Annotated in this window: 14 protein-coding genes; 6 read left to right on the plus strand and 8 right to left on the minus strand. The window is 54.0% G+C overall.

Annotated features, from left to right (window positions below; translation table 11 throughout):
- Positions 1-213 precede the first annotated feature (213 nt).
- Together AC6I8W_RS24740 and AC6I8W_RS24745 are read left to right on the plus strand one after the other, a co-directional pair.
- Complete coding sequence (locus AC6I8W_RS24740) at positions 214-1,689, plus strand: hypothetical protein (RefSeq protein WP_497838884.1); 1,476 nt, start codon at positions 214-216, stop codon at positions 1,687-1,689.
- A gap of 371 nt (positions 1,690-2,060) precedes the next feature.
- Positions 2,061-3,335, plus strand: coding sequence for a lytic polysaccharide monooxygenase (locus AC6I8W_RS24745; RefSeq protein WP_497838885.1), 1,275 nt, complete (start codon positions 2,061-2,063; stop codon positions 3,333-3,335).
- A 138-nt stretch (positions 3,336-3,473) separates the two neighbouring features.
- Here AC6I8W_RS24745 and AC6I8W_RS24750 read toward each other — a convergent pair whose 3' ends face one another.
- From AC6I8W_RS24750 to AC6I8W_RS24770, 5 genes are all read right to left on the minus strand, one after another.
- On the minus strand, positions 3,474-8,888 hold the full coding sequence (locus AC6I8W_RS24750; RefSeq protein WP_497838886.1) for an Ig-like domain-containing protein: 5,415 nt from the start codon (positions 8,886-8,888) through the stop codon (positions 3,474-3,476).
- A 592-nt stretch (positions 8,889-9,480) separates the two neighbouring features.
- The gene (locus AC6I8W_RS24755; protein WP_497838887.1) at positions 9,481-9,882 is read right to left on the minus strand and encodes a type II toxin-antitoxin system VapC family toxin; all 402 of its coding nucleotides are present in this window, start codon (positions 9,880-9,882) and stop codon (positions 9,481-9,483) included.
- Positions 9,883-9,885: 3 nt separating this feature from the next.
- Positions 9,886-10,149: an antitoxin gene (locus tag AC6I8W_RS24760; protein WP_497838888.1), complete on the minus strand. Its 264-nt coding sequence runs from the start codon at positions 10,147-10,149 to the stop codon at positions 9,886-9,888.
- Positions 10,150-10,281: 132 nt separating this feature from the next.
- The gene (locus AC6I8W_RS24765; protein ID WP_497838889.1) at positions 10,282-17,442 is read right to left on the minus strand and encodes an inverse autotransporter beta domain-containing protein; all 7,161 of its coding nucleotides are present in this window, start codon (positions 17,440-17,442) and stop codon (positions 10,282-10,284) included.
- Between the two features lie 210 nt (positions 17,443-17,652).
- A complete protein-coding gene (locus tag AC6I8W_RS24770) occupies positions 17,653-18,231 on the minus strand; it encodes a hypothetical protein (protein ID WP_497838890.1) in 579 nt (192 codons plus the stop codon).
- 234 nt (positions 18,232-18,465) lie between these two features.
- On the opposite strand from AC6I8W_RS24770, the gene AC6I8W_RS24775 reads away from it, so the two are divergent.
- The 4 genes from AC6I8W_RS24775 to AC6I8W_RS24790 all read left to right on the plus strand — a co-directional run bounded on the left by AC6I8W_RS24775 (position 18,466) and on the right by AC6I8W_RS24790 (position 20,911).
- Positions 18,466-18,735 carry a hypothetical protein gene (locus AC6I8W_RS24775; protein ID WP_497838891.1) on the plus strand — a complete coding sequence of 90 codons (270 nt, stop codon included), beginning with the start codon at positions 18,466-18,468 and terminating at the stop codon, positions 18,733-18,735.
- 75 nt (positions 18,736-18,810) lie between these two features.
- Complete coding sequence (locus AC6I8W_RS24780; protein ID WP_497838892.1) at positions 18,811-19,218, plus strand: InvB/SpaK family type III secretion system chaperone; 408 nt, start codon at positions 18,811-18,813, stop codon at positions 19,216-19,218.
- A gap of 9 nt (positions 19,219-19,227) precedes the next feature.
- Entirely contained in the window at positions 19,228-20,535 is a 1,308-nt protein-coding gene (locus AC6I8W_RS24785) for a FliI/YscN family ATPase (RefSeq protein ID WP_497838893.1), read from the plus strand.
- Positions 20,513-20,911, plus strand: a complete 399-nt coding sequence (locus tag AC6I8W_RS24790; protein WP_497838894.1) for a hypothetical protein — start codon at positions 20,513-20,515, stop codon at positions 20,909-20,911. The genes AC6I8W_RS24785 and AC6I8W_RS24790 overlap by 23 nt, the downstream gene beginning before the upstream one ends.
- A gap of 168 nt (positions 20,912-21,079) precedes the next feature.
- On the opposite strand, the gene AC6I8W_RS24795 is transcribed toward AC6I8W_RS24790, so the two are convergent.
- The 3 genes from AC6I8W_RS24795 to AC6I8W_RS24805 form a co-directional block, all read right to left on the minus strand.
- Entirely contained in the window at positions 21,080-22,042 is a 963-nt protein-coding gene (locus AC6I8W_RS24795; protein WP_497838895.1) for an Rpn family recombination-promoting nuclease/putative transposase, read from the minus strand.
- A gap of 143 nt (positions 22,043-22,185) precedes the next feature.
- A complete protein-coding gene (locus AC6I8W_RS24800; protein WP_497838896.1) occupies positions 22,186-23,352 on the minus strand; it encodes an RHS repeat-associated core domain-containing protein in 1,167 nt (388 codons plus the stop codon).
- A gap of 115 nt (positions 23,353-23,467) precedes the next feature.
- A complete protein-coding gene (locus AC6I8W_RS24805; protein WP_497838897.1) occupies positions 23,468-24,652 on the minus strand; it encodes an RHS repeat-associated core domain-containing protein in 1,185 nt (394 codons plus the stop codon).
- Between the last annotated feature and the right edge of the window lie 48 nt (positions 24,653-24,700).

Below are 24,700 nucleotides of genomic sequence, written 5' to 3' on the forward strand. Positions count from 1 at the left end.
TCACTCAGCGTTGACATGAGAAAAAACCAAAAAGAAAATGATAATCTTATTAACTGCCAAAGTTAAAGATTAATAATTTCTTCACAAGGCAGCAATAAAAACATAAAAAGAAACAATAGTGTCATTTAATTTTAAACTTTCCGCCACTCCGGTGTTAATCGGACAGGGTGCAAGTTATGTTTCGGCCTCCTTTATTCGTTCCAGGAGCTGAACATGACCGACATGACCGTTGATACCTTCACCCCTAAACTGGCGGTGCGGGATAACCGTGGCAATACCGTACGCGAAGTTGACTGGTATCGCCGTGATAGCACACAGGACCCGACCCCGCGTATCACCCGCCATCAGTTTAATCTCCGCAATCAATTGAGCAGTAGCATCGATCCACGCCAGTTTCTGCGCGCGCAATCTGAAAAAGTTGTGATAGAGAATATGCGCTATCACTATAGCCTGAGTGGCCGTGAGCTACGTAACGACAGCGTCGATGCCGGTGCGCGTTTGACACTCAACGACAGCATCAATCAACGCTTTCTGACCTTTGACAGCCGCAAAACCTTTACCCGCTGTGAATATGATGAATATGCACGCCCGGTGGCGATATTCGAACAACTGCATGATGCGGCGGAAGGCTGCGTTGATCGCTATGTCTATGGTGATATCACCGCGGCCGATAATGCGCGCGGTCAGCTGATTCGTCATGATGATCCGGCCGGTTATGTGCTGACCCCACGCTTCAATTTGCAGGGTAAAGCCAGCGCTGAAACCCGCCATTTTCTGCTCGCGGAGATCACGGATCCTGACTGGCCGGAAGCTATTGCCGAGCGTGACGCACAATGTGAAACCGAGGGCTTTACTACGCGCTGGCACTACGCCCCCGGCGGTGAAATCATCCGCCAGACCGATGCCTGCGGCAACATTCAGGCACATCGTTATACCCTGCTGGGCCTGCCGTTCTCCTGCGATGTCACGCTGGCGGCGCAGGATGATCAACCCGAAACGCTGATTCCGGTACTGTTATCGACGGAATATGATGTGTTTAACCAGCCGTGTCGCGAGGTGGCAGGCAATAACGTCACGACCTGGCGCGAATATTGTCCCGCGCTGCAACGTCTGTTGCGTATTCTGGCGCGCGCGCCCGGTCAACAGGGCCGTCAGTATGGCCCGGTGCTTCAGGATTTACTTTACGGCTACGATCCAGCGGGGAACGTGGTAACGCAGAATGATGCCGCGCAACCGACCACCTTCTTCCGCAATCAGCGCGTGGATGGGCTAAGCACCTACCGCTACGACAGCCTGTATCAGTTGATTGAAGCTACCGGTCAGGAGAGCATAAAAGCGGGTATTCAGGGACCGGACCTGCCTGAACGCGAACCCTTAACCGGACCGGATGCGGCTCAGCGCGTTAATTACACCCGCGAATATGATTATGATGAAGGCAATAACCTGATCGTGATGCGCCATCGTGGCGATAACGGCAACAAACGTTACACGATGGAGATGGTCGTCTCGCCCACCTCCAACCGCGCGGTCAAGCAGAATGCATCCGGCAGTATTAAACCGGAAGATGTAGATAACTTTTTTGATGCTAACGGCAACCTGTTGGTGCTCAACACCAATCAACCGATGACGTGGGATGCCCGGAATCAGCTAAAATCGGTGGCATTACCGGGTGGAACGGAAAGCGAGTGATGGCAACTTTGTGTGCCGTCTGTAAAAGTGGCGGCGCATAAAGAATAATATTGCCCTGAAAGATAAACTCAGCCTTTTCCTTTAAAAAAATGAAACCGCCTCGTTTATTTCCTTCAACCGAAATTAAATCATTTTTTTGTAAAAAAAACGCAATGCGATAACCCTGCGTTATGCAATATAGCAAAATTCAACCGCCTTATTTACGCTTCGATTAACAACTCTTTTTCTCTTGCTGGAAAAATAACCACTTCCGCTCTATACCTTCTTTAGGAGGTAATTCCGCGAATACTATCCAGACTATTAATTCGCAAACTAATCACTCACGCCGTATTGATCTTACATCCCGACTGGATACTCCAGGAATTAATACCATGAAAATAATCAATAATTACTCGACCATGCGAAAAGCAATAATTGCCTGCACCACGCTTTTATTATCCCAATTAGCCTATGGTCACGGTGCTGTTTCTTACCCTATTTCGCGTCAGCTACAATGTTATCAGGATGGGGCGATTTGGGGACCAATAGAAAACGTGCCAAATGCTGGCTGTCGAGCCAGTTTACAAATCTCGCAACAATATCCGTTTGTGCAGTGGGCTGAAGTCGCGGCCAATCCGAAAGACCCCGACGATGACCAGAGCGTTAAACAAGCGGTGCCAAACGGTTCATTGTGTGCCGCAGGGGATAAGAAAAAACTCGGTTTGGATGCACCACAAAATGCCGGCTGGAAGATGACCGATGTCGAGTCAGGAAAGCCACTTCAACTTACCTGGGCAGCCACCGCACCACATAATCCCGCGACTTACCGCGTCTATATCACCCGTCAGGATGCAAATTTTCAAGGCCGCGCGCTGCACTGGGATGATTTAACGCTTATCTCCAGCGGGGAAATGCCATCGCCAGTAGCGGGATCAACCTATCAGGAATATAGAATTCCCCTTACCCTCCCGGCAAACCGCACCGGTACCGCCATTCTTTACAGTGTCTGGCAACGCATTGATGCCGGTAATGAAGGATTCTTCAACTGTAGTGATATCCGCTTCGACAACACGGAAAATCCCGGTGGACCAGAACAACCGGTTGATGAATGGATTGAAGAAAAAGCCTTTATTAATCCTGCCTTCCCGGCTCCCAAAGAAGGCGATCGCATTCGTTTCCGCTTAATGGATGGCAGCAAGGCCAGTGGACAGGAGCTGGTGGATATTAATATCCCCATCACCGCTGGTAATGAAAACAACTTCCGTTGGGCGGAAGAACTGGCTAACGCCCTGAACAGCCAGACTAAACACCTGCAAATCGGGGTGAAAAATAACGGCCAGATTCATTTTGAAAGCGATCCAAACCGTATCCATCAAAACCTCGTCTGGGTGAAAGATGCGCGCAACACCAGCTATATGGAATATATGAAACCGGATGAGCCAGAGCAGGGACCAGGGCCGGATAATGGTGAAGTGCAAACCTGGCCCGCAGGTATCGGTAACTACAAACTGGGGGAAACCGTGGTCAAAGGTGCCGATGGTAATCTGTGGCGTTGTCGTCCGTTCCCGCAAGGCGGATGGTGTAATATCAACCATCCAGCTTATGAACCGGGTGGAAAAAATATGGCGAAGGATGAAGCCAGTCAGGCCTGGGAACAGGTGGAATAGTGACTCACGCTCAGGGATGAGCTGTAGCGAAAGTGGATAGCTCGCAACGTAGCGGCGCGATAAATCGCACGTATCTGACAGAGCATGCTAATGCCTGAAAAGAGCGCGATAAATCGCGCCGCTACAGATTCTGCGAGCCTAGTCCGGCCAGCGCGTAAGCGTGCCGTTGGCTGTCAGTTCGGCCTGGCAGGCAACCGTTCCCATAATAGGCACAGTAAATTTAACCTTCGATTGGTTGGTGGTATTGCCGTAACCGTCTCTGAAATAAAGTTCATACTCAAGGGTGCTATTTCGTTCAATCGGTAGTCCTGTGATAACGCCACTTTCTGCCAAGGCGATTCGTTCCTGACCATAATAAGCATACAATCGCACATCATCACCCACATTAGTCATATTCCAACTAACCTCTCCTTCCGGCGGTGGGTTAGTCGTACATCTCGGTTCATAAAAAGCCGCACGAGGTAGTATGGTCGGTTCGACTTTAGCCGTCGCTGAACTGGTTACACCAGTCCCACTCACGCCGTTCTGGTTTTTCGGCGTCACTTTTACCGTCACCGTCTTGCCGGGATTGTTACGCAGCACCGTATAATCCTTCCCGGTCGCACCCGAAATCGGCGATCCATCCAGATACCACTGGAAAGTGGTGCCAGACTCCGCTGCGCCGCCATTAGCCTGGAAGCTATAGTTTGCCGTTAGCGTATAAGTGACCATCGCTCTGCCACTGATCGTCACATCTGTCACCGACGGTGGCAGGATACGAATGCTCACTGGATTGCTATAGACCTCCGTTCCCTCAACGGCCGGGGTAGTACCTCTGGGTTTCACGCCAACCCGCACCTGATAACCATCATAGGTGTCATCGGGGGTAAAGCTTTTCTGTTTCGCATCGTCACGCCCCGACGGCGACCAGCCACTCTCCCCCTCTTTACGCCAGTACCATTGATAAACGAGGTTCGCTGCGCCGGTTCCTTGCGCATTGTAGCCATAGTAGAGAGCCGTCAATTGTTGGTTCGGTGCCACCGTGCCATTCGGCGAAATACTGACTGAGCTGATGGTGGGCACGCCGTAAAAATTGACCTCAGTCACCACTTCTGGCGTGTCACCCATGCGCGCTGCTGGCGTGTAGGTTTTCGCCGTAGCCTGCGTATAGCCGCGCCAGGTCACCTCACCATTCGCATCAGTAGCCAACTGTTGTATCGTGCTGCCGCCTGGTTTATCAAGGAACCTTACCCCGACACTGTAGACCCGGTTGCCATACTGATCCTTCACCGTCGCCTGCAATGAGACAGGGGTATTTACCTGCGCCAGTGCTGGCGTTGGCACCAGATCGGTCACATGTGCACTGTTCCTGTCGGCCTGAAAGGTGACTTTGGCCTCTTTGGCGGTACTTCCCGGAATGATCGCCGCAGGATAATAGTCACCGGCGACGGTCTGACTGTATTGATCCCAGGCGACTTCACCTTGTTCATTAGTGGACAGTGACGTCAGTTGCGTTCCCCCGCTGGCGGCGCTAAGGAACTCTACCGGCTTATTCGCCACCGGATTCCCGTACTGATCTTGCACCCTGGCTGAAAGCGTCACCTTCGCGCCTGCCGCAGCCGACGTCGGGCTGGCGTTGAGTTCAGTGACGCGCGCCGTGCTAGTCTCCGCCTGCCAGTTCACCTGCTGCGAATGTTGTTGTTCGGGCTTATCTTTTAGCGTTGCCGTAACCTCATAGAGGCCCGGCGCACCGGCTTCCTTACCGCTAAGGATTTTCACTATCGCCTGCGCCATGCCATTGGCATTGGTTTTGACGTTCAGCGCCTCCGACATCAGCTCGTTACGATTATTGGTAAAGTCCACCGGCACATTTTCCAGTTTCGTGCCAGCGAGATCGGTCACTTTTGCCGTCAGGGTGACATCTTTGCCTACCACCGGCGTCGCCGTGCTGGTTTCCAGCGAGACCAGGGTGAGCACCGGTTGCAGTGGCACGCTGTCGTCATCCTGTTTATTACCAGAGGTGACGCTCACCGTCAGTTCCCCCATCTTTTCGGGCATCGTGACGATAACCTCCCCTTCGCCGGTGGCGCTGGTTTGATTATCCTGTCGTTCCGGGGTGAGTTGGCCTTGCGGGCCTGTCACCTCCCAAGCCAGCGCGGCGGCCGCAACCCTGTTGCCAAACTGGTCTGCTGCCATCACTGTCCAGCGTTTCTGCGATTTGCCGTCTGCCCACACGCTATCAGTGAAATCGCGGTTAAGTTGCAGCGTGGTGACGTGATCCGCCGTAAAAGTTACCGTCGTTTCCTGCACGTTGCCGCCGACCACGCGCGCTACCGGGTGATAGATTGCCGCCGTGGTTTGCGAATAATCCAGGTAAGCCACCTCACCCTGCGCATCGGTCGGCAGGGTAATCAACGGTGCGCTCGCTGCCGCATCATTCAGGAATTCGACCTGCACACCCGGCACAGGATTACCATGTGGATCTTGCACCGTCGCCGTCAGCGTGACTTTCTTACTCACCACCGCCGAGGTTGGGTTGGCTTGCAGCGCTATCACCTGTGCCTCAGTGGCGTTTGCCTGCCAGTCCAGCTGTTTGGTTTGCGTTTCCGACGTTGCCTCTTGCAGCGTGGCTGTCACCGTATAAGTGCCTGGCGCGCCCTGCTCTTTACCGGGCTTAATCCGCAGTAGCGCCTGCGCTTTTCCGCGGCTATCGGTTTTGATGCCCGATTGCTCGGTCATCAGATCGTTGTGATCGTTGGTGAAATCCACCACCACACCTTCCAGCGCCGTACCTGCCAGATCGGTTACGGTTGCGGTTAGCGTGACCTCACTACCCACCACTGGCGTGGCGCTGCTGCTTTCCAGCGCCGCCAGCTTCAGCACCGGTAGCAAGGTTACGCCAGCCTGATCCTGCTGACCGGCAGAAGATACCGTAACGGTCAACTCACCGTGGTTTTTCGGCACCACCACCGACAGACTGCCCTCGCCCTGCGCGTTGGTGAAATCATTTTTCTGCTTGATGGGAAGCTTATTCCCGGCAGGATCTTTTACTTCCCACGTCAACGCAGCATTGTTAACCACGTTGTGGTGTGTGTCGTGCGCCGTCACCGTCCAGCCAATCTCGCTGCTGCCATTCGCTTGTTGGTCGCCACTAAAATCTGGCCGCAGCGTCAGTCGGCTCACCTCGCCAGGCGTGAACGTCACCTCCGTATCCTGTTCCGCGCCGCCACCGACACGCGCTGCCGGATGCCAGGTTCCCGTAGTGAGCTGAACATAAGGATAAGTGGCCACGCCAGCCGCATTAGTAGCTACAGGTTCATCCAGTAGCGCACCCGCTTTGCTGCTGAGGAAACTGACCCGTGCCTGATCGTCAGGCACCGGGTTGCCGTATTTGTCCTGTACCGTCGCCAACAGTTGCACGCTCTCGCCCGCTACCGCTGTGGCCGGATCGGCCTGTAAGGCTACCACTCGTGCGGATAATGCGTCGGCTAATAACGCCAGCACCGCCTCATCCCCGACCTCTGCACTGCCGGGGAGTTGCGCGCTCACCCTCCACTGCGTCGGATCGCTACTGTGCGGTGCAGTCAGGGTAAAGCGCGCTTTTCCTTGTTTGTCGGTTTTAACGTCGGTGGTGTTCCCCGCGCTGGTGATCTGTAACGCGGTGTTTTCCATCACCACATCGTCTTGATCCATAGCCAGCACAACAAATACGGTGTCTGTTCCCACCGTCGCTTGTCTCGGTGGGTCAATAAATTTTACCTGGCTCGGGGCACTGAAAGTCACGGCTAATGGCAGGGATTTTCTGCTATCCGTGTCACTTGCCGCAGTGAAGGTGCGCGCACTGCCTTCGGGGTGCAGGGACGCGACAATCATGTCTTCACCGTCGTCCTTCACATCGCTGAATTTCACCAGCGATAACCCCTTGCTGTCCGTCATTTGACGGTTTTGCTCCAGTTCGCCCAATGCCGTGTTGCTGTGCGACCAGTACACCGCCCGATCCGGCATCGGTTTACCGTCTTTATCTCGCACCGTGGCCTCGAAAAATAACGTGCCGGACGCGCCTGCTTTGAATTTCACCCGGCCATCAGGTAACACCTCGCCCGCCCCGCTGACACCGGATATGACCAGGCTATCGAGGATCAATTGCGGTCCGCTTTGTTGTGCACTGCCCGGCATGCCGCGCAAACCTGCTTTGTTTATGGGGGTCACTTCGTAGACCAGCGTTTTACCGACATCCGCCGCCGTCAGTGGGTATTGATGGTTTGTGGAAAGCGTTTCTTCGGGTGTCTCAGCACGATACCAGCGTTGCAGCGACTCACCTTCGTCGTCTCCTTCGTTGGCAACGTAGGTGTAACTGCCGCTGAGTGTGCTGCCGATCGCTGATTCTCCACTGATGCTTACATCGGTTGCTGAGGGGGCAAAATCTCCCGGCTGGATGGTCAAACGGTACTCCGCGCGGCTGTAGAGCGTTGTACGGCTGGCATCCTGATATTCCTCAGCGGAAATCGTGACTTCACCACGTTTCAGTGGCGCTATGGTGCCCGCCTGTTCATTCACCACCTGCGCGATATCTGGCTGGCTGGAGTGATAGACGATAAAACCGCCGCGTCCGCCATTTACCACGTGGGTAAAAGAGGCACTGCCTGCTTTCGCTATCCATGCTGTGGGGTTGAAGTAAAGTTTCGTGCCTTTCTCGCGCTGCTGATAGGCCAGCACGATGTTGTTGTTGCGGCTGACGAAGTCATGGCGAGCGTCTTGCAACGACGACAACGCCGTTGCCGCGCCCGGGTCCAGCATTTGATCCAACGTGCGGCCAAACTGCCAGTTCAGGTTGAGTCCCAGCCGGGTGTCATCATTCTGCCCGCTGATGGTGCTGTGATCGGCATTCAGGCTAACCAATGGAACGGGTTGCCAGCTCGCGCCCAGCGTGACACCGCGCGGGTCGCGACTGGCCTGGCTGCGGCTACCCGTTACATCGACTTTATCGCCATACCACTGAAAGAACGTCCCTTTCACGCCGACATGCTGGTTCAGTGCTGCTTCAACGGCCAAATCCCAACCTCGCGCCGGCCGTTCGTATAAATTGAAACGCAGCGGATCGTCATTAAAGTGATCATCTTGTGACAGACGCCAGTCGCTCAGCGGTAGGTAATAGTTAGCAGACGTGCGCAGCCCTGCTCCCCACAGTTCAGCACCGAGGCCGAGGCGACTGTGACGACGGCTCAGGTCACGATCGTAGAAAACGTTGCTACCAACCAGCCAGCGTTCATTCAGGTCATGGCGCACACCCAGCCCGACATTGAATTGGTTGCGTCCATTCCAGCGATGAAAACTGAGCTGACTAAACAGGGTGCTGGCCTCCCACTCCATCAGCGGCCAGAAATAATCCAGGCCGACATCCCGGCTATGATTGCCGGAGAGGCCGGTATCAAGGGTCACGCGCGCTTTTGCCCCGCCCATATTAAGCCAGCTTTCAACTTCAGCCGTCAGGGCGCTATTTACTACGCTGTTTGCCATGCCGCGTGCTGCATCACCGGCAGTGCTATGTTGAGCGGAACCCCAGAATTGCGCCATCTGATCGCGCAGTGGCGAGTTTTCCTCACCCCTCTGATCCGTTGTGGTTTCCGGCGGATCTGCCTGGAGAACGGTTGTTTGAGTATGTAAATCGGGCAGTGATGCCTGAAGATCTCCCCCGCGTGCAGGTGCTGGCAGTGAAAAGATGAATAACGTGAACAAATAGTGAAACAAGAAAAACAGGCTTTGCCAGCGAAGTGCAGGAGAGGATGTCCGTTCAGTCATAGCTCATTACTCAAACAGGCGCATTAAGGTTCATAACCTGTCCACAATCAGGTCAGGCCATTTCGGTGATGCGATTGTTCTGTACTTAGGTCTAGCTGGCTATGCTTTCGAAGTGATAATCACGCGAGTTTATTATGAATATGCTGAAGTTATGCTGAGAAATTCCTATAGAACATCCTGAATCCTGCTGACTATTTCTTGCGTAGACCGTTTGCGGCGCAATTTATCGCGTGGGTTTGGTGTGCCATGAAATGACTGAAAAACGCGCGATAAATCGCGCCGTTACCAATTCGTGCAAATCAGGTAACAGCTGTCTCCAGAGTTGCAAGCGTATGCAACTTTGTCCCCGATTTACATAAAACTCAGGTTAGGTGTGCTGTGGATTTTTCCAATCTTCCACGTGCAGCCCTGGCGTCATCAAGAAGGCAACGTCACTGGTAATGACAGTCAATCCTTTACTGACAGCATGGGCAGCAATCAGTTGATCCATTGTTCCCATAACACGCCCACTTTTTTCCATGGCAGCACGTAACTCACCATAAGTCTCCGCCGCCTTACTGTCCCAGCTGTGCACGGTAACTTTCTTCAAAAATGCATCAACTATTTTTTCTAATGCTTTACTTTGCCTCTTCGCCACACCATAACGCAGCTCTGCCTCAGTAATGCTGGAAATGCTGACTTGGGCTGGTGGGATAGTTTTTAGCTTCTTAATAACATTGTCGTTCTGACGCAAGAGATGGCTGACGGTATTGGTATCAAGCATATACATTAATTAGTGATCCTTGGTAAACGGATCGCGTACATGACTTTCCTGGTTACGCTCTAACTCACTTAAAAAATCATCAGGGAAATGCGTGGTCTCTAAGTCGCAGAGGAATTGGTCCCAGTTATCCTGCCGGGAGGGATAACGGGAAATGATTACGTCTCCGTTCTCCTCCTGGCGGATGTATACGGTATCGGTGTCGAATTCAAATTGCACTGGCAGCCGAACAGCCTGGTTTCTGCCATTTTTGAAAATCTTAGCTGTTTTTTCCATGATACCACCTCAACAAAACATATGCTTAAGCATATGCCAAATATTTCTGCATATCAAACCGGATTATCACGTCATGTTAAACAGCGCCGCCCCGCCGGACGGCGCTGCTAAAGAACGCTCAATCGCAATAACTCAATTGGCTGAAACCACGGTTTGCCAGTCAGTTGGTGCGTCGTACCAATCTTTATTGCCACCGCCCATATAGGCGGAACTGGTCGGCAGTTTATTGGTTGAACAGATCCATGCGCGGAAATGGACTTTCTGAGTTCCCGAACCCGTTACTCGCTCAATTTCAGTGACACCATCACTGCCCGTCATTTTGCGCATGTCAGCCTGCGAGGGTAAAGTCGGCACTCCATCAGGCATCGGTATCGAACCGCGATAAATTTTAAAACAGATTTCCACACCTGACACCGGCTGCCCTTTGTTGTTTTCAACTTTTACCACCGGTTCATAGACCCAAGGGGCGACAAAATTGTTGAAATAATAATGTTTAATACGCGTGATCTTGTAAGTCACCGGTTCCTGTATTTTGACAACATTACTGAAGACTTCGTCGCCTTTCTGGGCCTGCTCACTGCCTTTAGGTGTTACGCCGACCAGAACCTCGTAACCGTCATAGGAGGCATCAGGCGTGAAGACCTGCTGTGTGGCATCGAACCGTCCCGCCTTGGTCCATTTGCTGTCACCCGGACCTCGCCAGTACCACTGCCAGGTCGATGCGTTGCTTCCGGTGCCCTGCGCATTAAAACCATTAATGGTGGCAGTCAGTGCTCTATTCGGTGCCACGGTGCTCCCCGGAGCAACGGTCACCGACGCTATGCTGGGCTTCCCATACACGCTGACCGCATCGCTGTATTGCGTCACACCGGTGATCACCTGCTCGCTGCCCTTCGGCGTCACGCCAACGCGTACCTGAGCGCCTGGCTGGATGTTACCGAGAGCAAAAGTTTGCTGTTCCGCTTTGTCGATCTTTGTCCACCCCTGATCCGAACTCGGGCGGGAGTACCACTGATACAAAGACGCATTGTTACCCGTGCCCTGCGCGTTAAAACCATTGATGGTGGCTGTCAGCGTCTGGCTCTGCGCCACACTCCCGGACGGTGTCACCGTAACCGACTGAATAGACGGCATGCTGTATACGCTGATCGGATCACTGTAGATTTCAGTGCCCTCTACCGCCTGGTCGCTGCCTTTCGGTGTTACGCCGACGCGCACCTGCTGACCGATACGGACGTTATCCGGCGTATAGGCTTTTCCGTTGGCTTTGTCGATGGCGATCCAACCCGCTGTGGTTGACTCACGGTAGTACCACTGCAATCGCGACGCATCTTCACCAGTACCCTGCGCATTAAAACCCTGCCAGGTGGCGGTCAGTGGATTGTTCACTCTTACCGAGCCATGCGGTGTGACCGCCACCGCCGTGATGGTAGGTTTACCGTACAGCTGAACCGCATTGCTCTCCTTCGGTACCCCTTCAACCTCGCTCAGGCTGCCTTTCGGCGTCACAACCACCCGGATTTCCATACCCGCATTCGAGGTCAGCGTCGGGAAGGTCTTGCCGGTCGCGCCATTGATCGCTTTCCAGTCCGTATTACTGCCCTTCCGGTAGTACCATTGGTAGGTCGAACTGTCCTCGCCGGTCCCCTGGGCATCAAAACCTTTGAGGGTGGCGGTGAGGGTGGCACCGGCCTGGGCGTCGCCCGCTGGCGTCACGCTAACCGATTCGATGGATGGCGTACCGTAGACGGACACCGCATCGCTATATTTTTCCTCGCCTTCGATGATTTGCTGACTGCCTTTCGGCTTCACGCCTGCCCGCACCTTAAGTCCCACATAGCTGGCCGTCGGTGCGAAGATTTTGTCCGTCGCTTTATTAATCTGTTGCCACTCCTGGCTTCCTCGGCGGTAATACCATTGATATCTGGAATCATCCTCACCGGTGCCCTGCGCATTGAATCCCTGCGGGGTGGCAGTTAATGCCGTGCCCGGCACCACGCCACCCTCCGGCGTGACACTGACCGACTCAATAGATGGCGTTCCCCAGAAACTGACTGGCGTATCCTTGCCGCCGTTGTTACCCACCAGTGCTGCCGGGCGATAGGCACCTGCTGTCGGCTGCTGATAAGTGAAGGTTGAGACACCCTGAGCATCGCTGTTCACCGCGTCACCGAGTGGGCTACCCGCCACACTGTCGAGGAAATTCACCGCAGCATTGTGCACCTTGTTACCGAACTGATCCTGAACCGTCGCCGTCAACTGCACGTCAGTACCCACCGCTGCGGCAGTCGGGTTTGCGGTTAACGTCGTCACCTGGCCGGTGCCCGGTAACCAGCTCACCGTCGCCTGTTTGTACTCCGAGGTTTTGTCCTGTAGGGTCGCCTCAACGATATAGTTGCCCGGTGCGCCCAGCTCCTTACCTGTCAGGATCTTCAGCGTGGCCTTTGCCTCACCGTGACGGTCGGTTTTTATGTTTGGGGCGGTTTCCATCACGCCCTTATGATCATGGGTGAAATTCACCATCACGTTTGCCAACGCCGTGCCCGCCTGGTTGACCACTTTCGCGGTAAGCGTGACGCTGCCCCCCACCACCGGTTGATCGGTATCGGGAACCAGCGATTGTAGCTTCAGCACCGGCAGCAGGGTGACACTGTCGTCATCCTGCGCATTGCCCGATTTCACGGTGATTTTGAGCTCGCCCTGCTCCCCCGGCAAGGTTACCGTCGACCGTCCCTTGCCCTGCGCGTTGGTCTTGTCATCCTTCGACGGCGTGAGGTTGCCCGTCGGGCCGATGATTTCCCAACTCAGCGCGGCGTCAGGCACCAAATTGCCATGTGCATCCTGTGCCGTCACCGTCCAGCTTGCCTGGCTGCTGCCATCCGCCTGCAAATCACCCGTGAAGTCAGGTTGCAGTTCCAGCGTTTTCACCGCCCCCGGATTAAAGGTCACGCGCGTAGCCATCGCCGTGCCGCCCACCACACGCGCCGCCGGATAATAACTGGTCGCCACTTTCTGGCTGTAATCCGCATAGGTGACAACGCCCTGATCGTTGGTAGCGAGGGTGGTCAGCACGTCACCATTGGCGGCGGCGCTCAGGAACTCCACCTGCGCATTGCTCACCCGATTGCCGAACGCATCCTGCACCGTTGCCGTCAGCTGAACCTTGCTCCCCACTTCCGTTGAGGTCGGGCTGGCTTGCAACTCAGTCACTTTGGCATCCGCCGTATCAACCTGCCAGGTCACTGTTTCGGTCTTCGTCTCCGAGGTTTTCTCTGGCAGGGTGGCGGTCACGTCATAGTGACCGGCGGCGCCCAGTTCCTGACCAGCGATGATGAGCAGGATAGCTTCCGAGACGCCGCTGGCGTTGGTTTTAACCCCGCGCTGTTCCGTCATCTGGCTGTTGCGGCTGTTGGTAAAGTCCACCAGCACGTTTTCCAGCGGATCACCCGCCAGGTTGGTCACCTGCGCGGTCATCGTTACCTGACCACCGATGCGCGGATACGGATTATCCGCCGTCAGTGATTTCAGCGTCAGCACCGGTTGCAGTAACACACTGTCTTCTGTTTTCTCTGCCCCTGACGCGACTTCAAGCCTTAATGCCCCGTGCTTTTGCGGCAGGACGACCGTCACCTGACCTGTGCCGTTGGCCTGGGTCTTTTCATCTTTTTTCTGTGGTGAGATGTCACCGCCCGGACCGCTCACTTGCCACGTCAGCGCGGCTTGCGGCACCCGATTTTGGTACTTATCCTGCGCCGTGACCGTCCAGCTCGCTTCGGTCACACCATCTGCCAGCAGATCGCCGTTGAAATCCGGTGTTAACGTCAGGCTGGCAACAGCCTCCGCCGTGAAGGTGACGCGGGTTTCCTGTGCCGCACCATCGACCACGCGCGCCGCTGGTTGGTACACCTGCGCGATAGTCTGGGAATAGTCGTCCCAGACGGCCAGTCCCTGCTCATTGCTGGGGAGAGTGGCCAGCACGGCACCCTTGCCGGCGGCGCTAAGGAATTCCACCTGCGCCCCCTTCACCGGGTTACCGAAGGTATCCTTCACCGTTGCCGTCAGTTGCACCTTGCTGCCCACCAACGCGCTGCCCGGACTGGCGTGGAGCTGGGTGACGCGCGCCGCAGCATTGTCAATCTGCCAGCTTACCGTGGTGGTTTTATTTTCTGACGGTTTCGCCGCCAGGGTGGCTTTAACCTCGTAGTCGCCCGCCGCTCCCTGTTCCTGGCCTTGAACAATTTCCAGTGCTGCCTGCGCCAGGCCGTTGATATCCGTCCTGACGCCACTTTTTTCCGTCATCCGCGCATTCTGGTTGTTGGTGAAGTCCACCAGCACATTTTCCAGCGGATCACCCGTGAGATTGGTGACACGCGCCGTCAGCGTGATCTGGCTGCCCACCAGCGGTTGGTTGCTACTCGGCTCGAGCGCAGCCAACATAAGCACTGGAGACAGTGGGACGTTATCTTGCTGTTTAGCATTGCCCGATGCCACTTCGACTTTTAGATTGCCCTGAGTTTGCGGCAGCGCGAACGTCACCAGCGCCTGCCCCTTATCGTTGGTGATGTCGTCTTTTTCCGGGGTGATCTTCCCTGTTGGGCCGATAACATTCCAGAGCAGTGCGGCTTCGGGCACCGGGTTGTTGTGCGCATCCTTCGCCGTTGCCGTCCAGCTCACCGTGCTGCCATCCGCCAACAACTCACCGCTGAAGTTAGGTTGCAGTGTCAGCGTTTTCACTTTATCTGCGGTGAAGGTGACGGTGGTTGCTTTCAGTGGGCCGGCACCGACCCGCGCCGCCGGATGGAATTCCTGCGCCTCTGTCTGGCTATAGTCCGGGAAGGCCGCCACGCCTTCCTCATTGGTAGCCTGCTTCGTCAGCAGCGTGCCATCGGTCGCGGCGCTGAGGAATGCCACCTCGGCTCCAGGCAGCGGGTTACCGTGTTTATCCCTCACACTGGCGGTGAGCACCACCTTCGCCCCCACCACTGCGGTGGACGGATTGGCTATCAGCCTGATGACCTGCGCGCTGGCGCTATCCGCCAGCAAGCCAATTTGCGCTTGATCGCCTTTCTCGCTGTTCTCCGTTAACACAGCGCTTACCGTCCATTGCGCCGGATCGGTGCTGAGCGGTGCCGTCAGGGTAAAGGTCGCTTTACCGTCTTTCCCGGTGTTATGGGTACGGGTGTCCCCCTGACTGGTGATCTGTAACGACACATTCTCCAGCGCCTGATGCTCCTCATCGGTCACCAGCACCGTGAAATCGGTATTCGCCCCTACCGTCACTTTTTGCGGCGGGTTGACAATCGTTACGTTGCTGAGCGTGCTGAAGCTGATGCTTAATGGCAGCGTTTTGGTATGGGTGTTTTCCGCCGCCGCTAAGGTCCTGGCGACACCCGCTTCCGGCAACAGCGAAGCAACGATCACGTCATCCCCACCACGCGTGATATCGCTGAATTTCACCAACGACTGCCCTTTGCTGTTGGTCATCTGCCGGGTTTCATCCAGCTTGCCCAGGTTCGGATTACTGTGCGACCAGTACACCGGCTGATCCGCTACCGGCTTGCCGTCTTGATCCAGCACCGTGGCCTCAAACAACAACATGCCGGTTTCACCCGCTTTGAATCTTATCTGACCATTGGCCTGCTGCTCACCACCGCCCTGCAACAGGGCCATCTCGAGGTTATTCAGCGTTAACTGTGGGCCGTCCTGCTGTGCACTACCCGGTTGGCCGCGCAAGCCCGCCTTGTTCACCGGCGTCACTTCATATACCAGGGTTCTGCCAACATCCGCTGCCGTCTGCTGGTATTGATGGCTGGTGGACAGTACATCCTCCGGTGCATGCTGGCGATACCAGCGCTGGACGGTTTTCCCCTCGTCTTCACCTTCATTGCTGATCCAGGTGTAGCTGCCATTGAGGGTGCTGCCAATCGCGGCCTCGCCCTCGATACGCACCTCCGTCACCGACGGGGCAAAATCGCCAGGCTGGATGGTGAGGCGATATTCAGCACGGTCGTAAAGTTTTTGCCGGCTGGCGTCCTGATACTCTTCCGCCGAAATGATGACCTCACCGCGTCTCAGCGAGGCAACGGTGCCCGCCTGTTCATTAACGACCTGCGCGATATCCGGCTGGTTGGAATGATAGACAATAAAACCGCCTCGCCCCCCTTTTACCGCGTGCGTGAACGGGGTGCTGCCCGCTTTGGTGGTCAACGAGGTGGGTTCAAAATACAGGTGCAGATTTTTCTCACGCTGTTGATAGGCCAGCACGATGTTGTTGTTACGATTGACGAAATCATGACGTGCGCCTTTCAGTGATGACAACGCCGAGGCGGCGGCGGGATCGAGCATCTGCGCCAGCGTTTTGCCAAACTGCCAGTTAAGGTTGAGACCAAGACGGGTATCATCGTCCTGCCCGCTGATCACGCTATGGTCAGCGTTGAACGCCAGCAGCGGCACCGGCTGCCAGTTGGCGCCCAGGGTCACACCGTGAGGATCGCGGCTCGCCTGGCTGCGTGCCCCGGTGACATCCACTTTGTCGCCATACCACTGAAACCAGGTGCCTTTTACCCCAACATGCTGACTGATCGCCGTTTCAACTGACAGATCCCAGCCGCGCGCCGCGCGTTCATATAAATCGTAAAACAACGGATCGTCATTAAAGGTGTTGTCGTGTGAAAGACGCCAGTCGCTGAGCGGATGGTAATAGTTGAGCGCGGTACGCAGCCCCTCCCCCCATAACTCACCGCCCACGCCAAGACGGTTATGCCGACGGCTCAGATCACGGTCATAAAAAAGGTTGCCGCCAGCCATCCAGTGCTCGTTCAGATCATGGCGATACCCCAGTCCGACATTGACCTGGTTACGGTCGTTCCAGCGATGGAAGCTGAGCTGGGTAAACAACGTGCTGTTTTCTGTATCCAGCAACGGCCAGAAATAATCCACGCCAATATCACGGTTATGATTGCCGGAAATACCGGTGTCGAGGGTGACTTTCGCTTTGCCGCCCCCCAGATTGAGCCAGTCTTCGACCTCGGCGGTCAGCGCGCTGTTGACTGCGCTGTTTGCCACGCCACGCGCTGCATCACTGGCGTTGCTGTGTTGTGCGGAACCCCAAAATTGCGCCATCTGGTCACGCAGCGGCGATGCTTCCGTGGTCGCCACGTTTGACAGTGAACCGCTCTCTCCCGAATTCAAGGCATGCGCAGGTAAGGAAAAAAACAGCAGGGAAAACAGATAATGAAATAAGACAAAAAGGGTTTGCCAGCGCAGCCTGGGAGAGATCGTATGTTCCGTCATAATCTAATACTCAATCCATAAAACAAAGGGTCGTGGCTGGCGTTAAATGAGCCTCACGACAGAGTTTTAGGATTGTTCCGAAACGCGGGGAAACGGACTATATGTGCGGAGTGATAATGCTGCGAATAAATCATGAAAAACTGAAATTAAACTGATTTAAAAATGTGAATGCGCATTATTCCCCCGTAACGACTGATCAACGAAATACCGCTACTGTCCCGGTTTACCAAGTTGCCAGACCACCTGCTGCATCACCTGTTTGCGCGCATCAAACACCCAGACCATTGGCCCCGCTTCCAACCGGAACAGCTGCTTTTGCTCGTGAATTTTGAGGGTAAAGCGCGTGATGCCTAAAGCCTGACAACGTTGCTCAAGCGCACCGGCTTCCTCGGCCACATTGCGCGGCAACCACAGCGTGGCTTCTGTGATGGCAAATTCCCGCGTCAGTGTTCTGATAAAGTTATCGAGCGCGACCGGTGTCATCAGCAAACTCGGCAACCGTTGTTCCAACTCAGTCTTCAGCCAGCTTAACCAGTTTTCCATCAGTTGCTGCTGTTGCACGATAGTGTCCGGCACCTGCGCCAGCACCTGGCGGAAGCCCTCTCTCCTGCCCTGTTCAAAGCCTTTCTGATAGCGATCCTCGACCTGTTTATCCTGGTTACGGAGCTGGCGTGAGAGGTAACGCTTGAAGTGATCCAGCGCATCTTCAAGCGCAGGACGCGGAGCATTGGCGGCTTTGATCACTGGCCCATCATTGGCGGTGAAAGTGGTTAATTTTCTCGGCTGCATATTATTGGCTGACTTTTTGCGGGATTGAGCACGCCATAGTAAATTTTCAGAAATGCGCCACAAGCCTGCACGGCCAATTATCAGGGTAATATCAGATTGATTTAACGGCAGTTATTTATAATTGTGCGGCGAATAATCGGACAAACTGAAAATAAAAGATATCCAATGAAAAATACTCTTTTTATGGTTTTTTTATGTTGCGTGCTGCTTTCAGCCTGTTCATCTCATAAGCCCATGGTGGACGAACCTGGTAATCAAACCTATGACCCGCAAATTACTGCGCAAATCCAGCAGGTGATTCTTCGTTGCATGCTGCCACAGGTTTATTACCGCTGGTCTGATGATAGATCGGCACAGGTCACCTGGCGTATCTCCGGGCAATCCATTCGGGTGCAAAGTTCACTGGCGGGCGATCTCCAGTCATGCGTGGACCAGTATTACAACGCACAGCCTTTTCATTTGCGCCCCGGCTTGTCTGGCAAACTGGATATACAAAGCAGTTAACACCTTTTCACCCGCAAATTTATTGTAAAACCAACCTTGCGCAATCCATCGCGCCACTACGAATAAGGAAAAGCAATGCAATTTGATCTCGCAGAGATGTTACGTCGTTCGTTAGATAAAATGGGTTATAAAGGCGAAGAATTTCAATTTGACTCTCACTCCACCATTGAAATTGGTCTGGAAAATATTCCGAGCATGTTTTTATCGCTGATTGATGAACGCGTATGGCTCTGGAGCCGTCTGACCTGGATGAACCGTGACACGCTGGATTCCTGGGGAACTGAGTTATGGCTGGAATTGCAGGAGGCTCTGCCTTCCGTCATTACCGGACAACCGATACTGGGGCATGGCGATGAAGGTTATGAGCTGAAAGCGCTGGTGGATGAAAACTGCTTCGAACAGGAAGACGGTTTTGAGTCATTGCTGGAAAGTTTTTTTCTGCTGTGCACCCGACTGCAAGATCGTTTCAGTCGGCTGGGGTAAGCCAACACCATGCTTAACTTTATCGAACATTACGCCCGTCCGCTTAAGGTGCAGGGCGGCATTATGGAAGTGCCACTCCCGCACGTCAGGCTGGGCGAAATCTGCCTGATCCACGCCGATGCCCGCGCGGAAACCTGGCGACGCGGCCAGGTGATTGGTTTTAAACCCGGCTGCGCGATTGTGAGTTTGTTCGACGATGGGCAAGGGTTGAATGGCCGCTCGCAGGTGTTCCCAACCGGACGCCCATTATGTGTCGAAGTCGGCGAGAAAAGCCTTGGCAGCATTTATAACGGTGCCGGGGAACTTTGCGCCCGAATGGTGGCAGACAAGCCAGCGGTTCCCTCGCGCTTTACCCCGCAATTACGCACGGTTGAGAGTGCGGTGGTGGATCCGCTGCGACGTAAACCGATCAACCAACCCTTTTATACTGGCGTGCGGGCTATTGATGGCCTGATGACCTGTAGCAAAGGCCAGCGCGTCGGCATTTTTGCTCCTGCGGGGGCGGGGAAGTCATCGTTGCTCCAGGCGCTACTCCAGCGCGACAGCGCAGAGGTGATCGTCATCGCGCTGATCGGTGAACGTGGTCGGGAAGTGCAGGATTTTATCCAGCATGGGTTGCAGCCCCATCAGCGCGCAAAAACCGTGCTGGTGTACGCCACCTCGGATGCGCCGCCGATTGAACGGAAAAATGCGGCGCTGGTGGCGATGACCATTGCCGAGTATTTCCGCGATGCCGGTTGTGAAGTGCTGCTGTTGATGGATTCCATTACCCGCTATGCCCGCGCCCTGCGCGAAGTGGGGTTTGCATCCGGGGAACCTGCGGCAGCATCGGGTTTCCCGGCGTCGGTGTTTGCCGAGCTGCCCCGTTTACTGGAGCGTGCTGGTACTGGCAAAGATCGCGGTATGATCACCGCCTTCTTTACTATTTTGCTCGAATCGCAACATGGACATGATGCTATCGGTGAAGAGGTCCGCTCGATCCTTGATGGTCATATCTACCTTTCCAGCAAACTCGCCGCCGCTAATCACTACCCTGCCATCGATGTTCTGAACAGCCTTAGCCGCCTGTATTCCCGTATCACCTCACCGCAGCAACAGGAGATTGCCGGCATTTTACGTCGCGCATTGCAACGGCTGGATGAGGTGCAGTTGCTACTGGAATTAGGGGAATACCAAACCGGCCATGATCAATTCACCGATAAGGTGATTGAGCATAAAGCCAAACTGATGGCCTTCCTGCAGCAGGGTTCTGCTGAAAGCGAAACGCCGGAAACCACTCTGGAGAAGATGCTACATGTCGCGCACGCTTTTTTCTAAACTCGGGGAACTGAACTGTCGTCGTAAAATGCAATGTCTGGCAAAACTGGAGGAAACGCAAAAAAACATCGCCCGTCTTGAAACCCAAATCGCTGAAAATGAACAGGTGCGTAAGCAAGCGTCACTCAGCATTGATCAGGCCATGCTGCATCTCACGCTGCAACAGGTGGTGGTGACACAGGAAGTGTATGATGTACGCCTGCTGGAGGCGGCCATGCGGCGCAATATCCTACAACTGGAGACCGAAGCCGAACAATACCAGCGGGAAAAAGCACGTCACCAATCCGATGCCGAGGATTTGCGTAAGGTGGTGCGCTATTTTGGTATCAAGGAAGAGAAGATGGCGCGGGGTAAAGCACGGCTGAAGGGGGTCTGAACGATATCGCTCAGTTCTAATCTGACAGTTACCGGTTATTTATTCAGGTATCTGTCAGATTGGTTCAAATGGTTCCGTTCCAGATGCGGGGCGATACTCGTTATGAATACAGTTGGACTATTTTGCCAGGGAACTGATACTTGCAGGAAGAAGACACAGAAGACTGGATCAGTGGCGAATCTGTGCCAGATCGTCTTCAGTCAGACCGGTCATTTTCATGACGGTATTGCGATCTATTCCATTCTGCAGCATGTTACGGGCAACTTCGAGTTTGCCTTTCTCGATACCTCGTTGTTCACCGAGCAGGATACCCTGTTCAATACCCTGTTCAATACCCTTTTCGATACCTTTCTGTTCAAGCTGCTGCGCGATGGTCATCAGTTCATCCTCATGTTGCGGCACCCGCTGTGCCAGATTGCGTACAAAGGCTTCTGCGTCTGACGACTCGCCTGTCTGGATAAGATAGTTTATCAGCGAAGAAAGCTGCTGTCCTGTTATGTGTTCTGTCAGAAGCAAAGTGGCCAGCTTATCCAGCAGATCTGTCAGGTCGCGCTGATAAATGTGTTTCTGCAGCAGAGTCAGTGCGGCCATACTGCGGTGGCCCATGATTTCTTCATCAGGAATGACCGTCACATCAACCAGCGGGAATTCACCGCTGTAGAGTTTTCCGGCGAGAACCGGATCGCTGAATTCATCCAGCCAGCGAGTCGAATACGGATAAGGGCTGCGCCTGCCGGTATAAAACAATACCGGAATCACCAGCGGAAGCTTTTTATGCCCGGCATCGAGGTGGCGCTGCATGGCAGCCACCGCGTAACGAAAAAGTCTGAACGCCATATGTTTGTCCGGAGTGGACTGATGCTCAATGAGCACATGTATATAACCTTCATCGCCGGTTGTGGTTTTCAGACTGTAAAGCACATCGCTGAAGTAGGGACGAAGGTTTTCCTCGACAAAACTTCCCGACTCCAGCTTCAGGGTCGTAAAGTCACAGACGGCTTGCAGGTCTGCCGGGAGGTGCAGTTGCATGAAATCCCGTGCGGTATCGGGATGGGTCAGAAATTGTTTAAACGCAAGATCATGCGGGGTCGGTGTAACATTCTTCGTGGCCTTGGCTTTCTTTTCCGGCATCCTCTTCTCCTTTGCCTTTTAGCTATCATTTTTGCATAACGGTACTGTAGCGGAACACGGCATCAGTGACCACGCTGTTACTCGCCCATTTTTGGTTGCCGGGTTTGTGGGCGGCGTTGACCGCTGCCGCCCTGGTTTATACGCTAGTGAAATGGATGGTTACTCCTTTTATGATTTGCCAGAGATTGTTTTCCCTTGCAGATTTTATGGCATAAATCGCACTTAAATTCCGTTGAAATTCCATGTGCCTTTCTTTGGTGCTTAACCAAATCATTCTGTCTGCTAAAACGCCGCTGGCATCCATTCACATCGCAAATATGTTTTTCTCCAGGAATGTGAACCTGCATTTGTGTCTTGAGAGCAGATAAACTGATAAAACTCTTGCTGCAACCAGGCCATTCACAAGCGATGTCTCTCACTGGCGCATGCAACCTGATATGTTTATTCAACTGCCCAAGTTGCTTATATTCTTTCTTACATTTTTGAAAAGGACATATGATTTTTTCCCCGATATGTTCAGGATAATGCTCCCGAATTGCCTGCGACGTCGCATACTCTTTTCCGCAATTCTTACAAGTCAGAGGACTTTCGCTGGTGACTGGCATTTCTGTTGCTCTATCAGATGAGGTACTTGCCACCGGGGCAGCAGCAGGATTTAAAGCCAGCGTACCCGGTGATACGGCCAATTGTGGCTCTGGATACCTCGAGGAAGGATGCCCATCCATTAGCACCTCTGATCCCGGCCTTTTTCGCGAACTTTTCTGACTCAAATCCAGCGGCTGATCCCCCACTCTTCCATCCCAATCACATAAGGTCAGCGGATTATTGCCGACCATGCGGAACAGATTTAGCCCGTCAACGGTGCCTGCCGGATCGCTGTTCAACCAGCGCATGCGCCAGGGTGCATAGTAACGCCAGCCATAGAAGATCAACCCGGTGGCATCGCGTTCTTTACCACAATAACGCTGAAATTTAACCGCCGCGCCTGTCTCTGCGCTGGTTAGCCAGCAGGCAGTGCCGCCAAACGGATACCCGATTTCCTGACTGACCAGGCTGCCGGCGGCATTCACCACCCCGCTGACACTGCCGAGCCGGTCGCTGAGGTTAAAGTGCGTCAGGGCGTGGTTTTGTTCCCGATAGATGCGGCCATGCCCTGCCGCAATCACCAGCAAACGTTGTGGAGTGATACCACAGCGCACTTCCAGCCCCGGTAGATAATGCACCTGTTGCTGTCGGCTGCCGGTTTGCTGGCGTTTGATACTGCGTTCACCGGGGACGGCATAACGGTAATATTCAAGAACTTGGGACATTCACTCTCTCCTGTATAAAAGGAGGCAAAGGTAAACCAGCATTAATCTATTAAAAACATGAACATGTGATAAAACGAGGCACCCCTGACTAAAAAACGCCTGACCGGGATACGTTCTATTGCTGTTTATTTCCCGGGAGGTGCTTCGTTAAACTCTGAATATAATCAAAATGTTTCCTCGCGGGATTTGTCGCTACATGCCCTCGCTTGGTATGCTTATTAAAACTATATTGAGTGGGAAAGATTTTATTGCACCCTGGCACAGAACAAGAAAATGTTATGCCGGGTTCGTGTATTTTTTTATGTTGATTAAGATTTCCACTGGTTTTAAAGCTACTGTGACATCCAGGCCAGTCACATTTAAACGCCTTTACAGTAGTATGAATCTGCTTATGCCTGGTCAACAGAAAGTTATGTTTGAATATTTTTCCACATCCAGGAAAATCACATTCATATTGACGGTCTTGATGGACCACTGCATGTCTCTTCAGGTTTTTGTGCGTGGTTAATTGTTTTCCACACTCCAGGCACGTCAGGGAATCTGCACGGGTTGCAGGCGCTGCGATGGGTGCCCCAGCAGAAGTACTTGCCTGGGGTAGATCAGTATCCTGAAAGGAAGGCAATGGCGGCACTTGCGTTTTTTGCGGATTGTTATTGGGAGACACGATCACACTTTGCTGTATCACCGGTTGCGGCTGGGATACGATTACCGATGGCCTCGATTGACGTTGCACCATATCCGCGGTTTCCTGAGTTGTCGCTACCGGCGGATCTTCCCCTAGTCTTCCATCCCGGTCAGCCAGGGTCAGCGGATTATTGCCGACCATACGGAACAGATTTAGCCCGTCAATGGCTCCTGCCGGATCGCTGTTCAGCCAGCGCATCTTCCACGGGGCAAAGTAACGCCAGCCATAGAAGATCAACCCGGTGGCATCGCGTTCTTTACCACAATAACGCTGAAATTTAACCGCCGCACCCGCCTCTGCGCCGGTTAACCAGCAGGCAGTGCCACCAAACGGATACCCGATTTCCTGACTGACCAGGCTGCCGCTGACATTCACCACCCCACTGACGCTGCCGAGCCGGTCGCAAAGGTTAAAGTGCGTCAGTGCGTGGTTGCCTTCCCGATAGATACGGCCGTGCCCTGCTGCGATCACCCGCAGCGGTTGTGCTGTTGTGCCGTTACGTAATTCCAGCTCCGGTAGATAACGCACCTGCTGCTGGCGGCTGCCGGTTTGCAGATGCTTAACGCTGCGGATGCCGGGAACGGCATAGCGATAATCTTCCTGATAGAGTGTCATGGTTGTTCTCCTGGATTAGAAGCAGCAAACCTAAGCCAGCAGAGATCT

The organism is Pantoea sp. X-Soil-TKNS-1211, from assembly GCF_059730495.1.

Excerpts from the sequence above, each read along its gene's own strand:
- AC6I8W_RS24740 (WP_497838884.1), top strand. The coding sequence starts at position 214 with ATGACCGACATGACCGTTGATACCTTCACCCCTAAACTGGCGGTGCGG.
- AC6I8W_RS24745 (WP_497838885.1), top strand. The coding sequence starts at position 2,061 with ATGAAAATAATCAATAATTACTCGACCATGCGAAAAGCAATAATTGCC.
- AC6I8W_RS24750 (WP_497838886.1), bottom strand. The coding sequence starts at position 8,888 with ATGGCGCAATTCTGGGGTTCCGCTCAACATAGCACTGCCGGTGATGCA.
- AC6I8W_RS24755 (WP_497838887.1), bottom strand. The coding sequence starts at position 9,882 with ATGTATATGCTTGATACCAATACCGTCAGCCATCTCTTGCGTCAGAAC.
- AC6I8W_RS24760 (WP_497838888.1), bottom strand. The coding sequence starts at position 10,149 with ATGGAAAAAACAGCTAAGATTTTCAAAAATGGCAGAAACCAGGCTGTT.
- AC6I8W_RS24765 (WP_497838889.1), bottom strand. The coding sequence starts at position 17,442 with ATGACGGAACATACGATCTCTCCCAGGCTGCGCTGGCAAACCCTTTTT.
- AC6I8W_RS24770 (WP_497838890.1), bottom strand. The coding sequence starts at position 18,231 with ATGCAGCCGAGAAAATTAACCACTTTCACCGCCAATGATGGGCCAGTG.
- AC6I8W_RS24775 (WP_497838891.1), top strand. The coding sequence starts at position 18,466 with ATGGTGGACGAACCTGGTAATCAAACCTATGACCCGCAAATTACTGCG.
- AC6I8W_RS24780 (WP_497838892.1), top strand. The coding sequence starts at position 18,811 with ATGCAATTTGATCTCGCAGAGATGTTACGTCGTTCGTTAGATAAAATG.
- AC6I8W_RS24785 (WP_497838893.1), top strand. The coding sequence starts at position 19,228 with ATGCTTAACTTTATCGAACATTACGCCCGTCCGCTTAAGGTGCAGGGC.
- AC6I8W_RS24790 (WP_497838894.1), top strand. The coding sequence starts at position 20,513 with ATGTCGCGCACGCTTTTTTCTAAACTCGGGGAACTGAACTGTCGTCGT.
- AC6I8W_RS24795 (WP_497838895.1), bottom strand. The coding sequence starts at position 22,042 with ATGCCGGAAAAGAAAGCCAAGGCCACGAAGAATGTTACACCGACCCCG.
- AC6I8W_RS24800 (WP_497838896.1), bottom strand. The coding sequence starts at position 23,352 with ATGTCCCAAGTTCTTGAATATTACCGTTATGCCGTCCCCGGTGAACGC.
- AC6I8W_RS24805 (WP_497838897.1), bottom strand. The coding sequence starts at position 24,652 with ATGACACTCTATCAGGAAGATTATCGCTATGCCGTTCCCGGCATCCGC.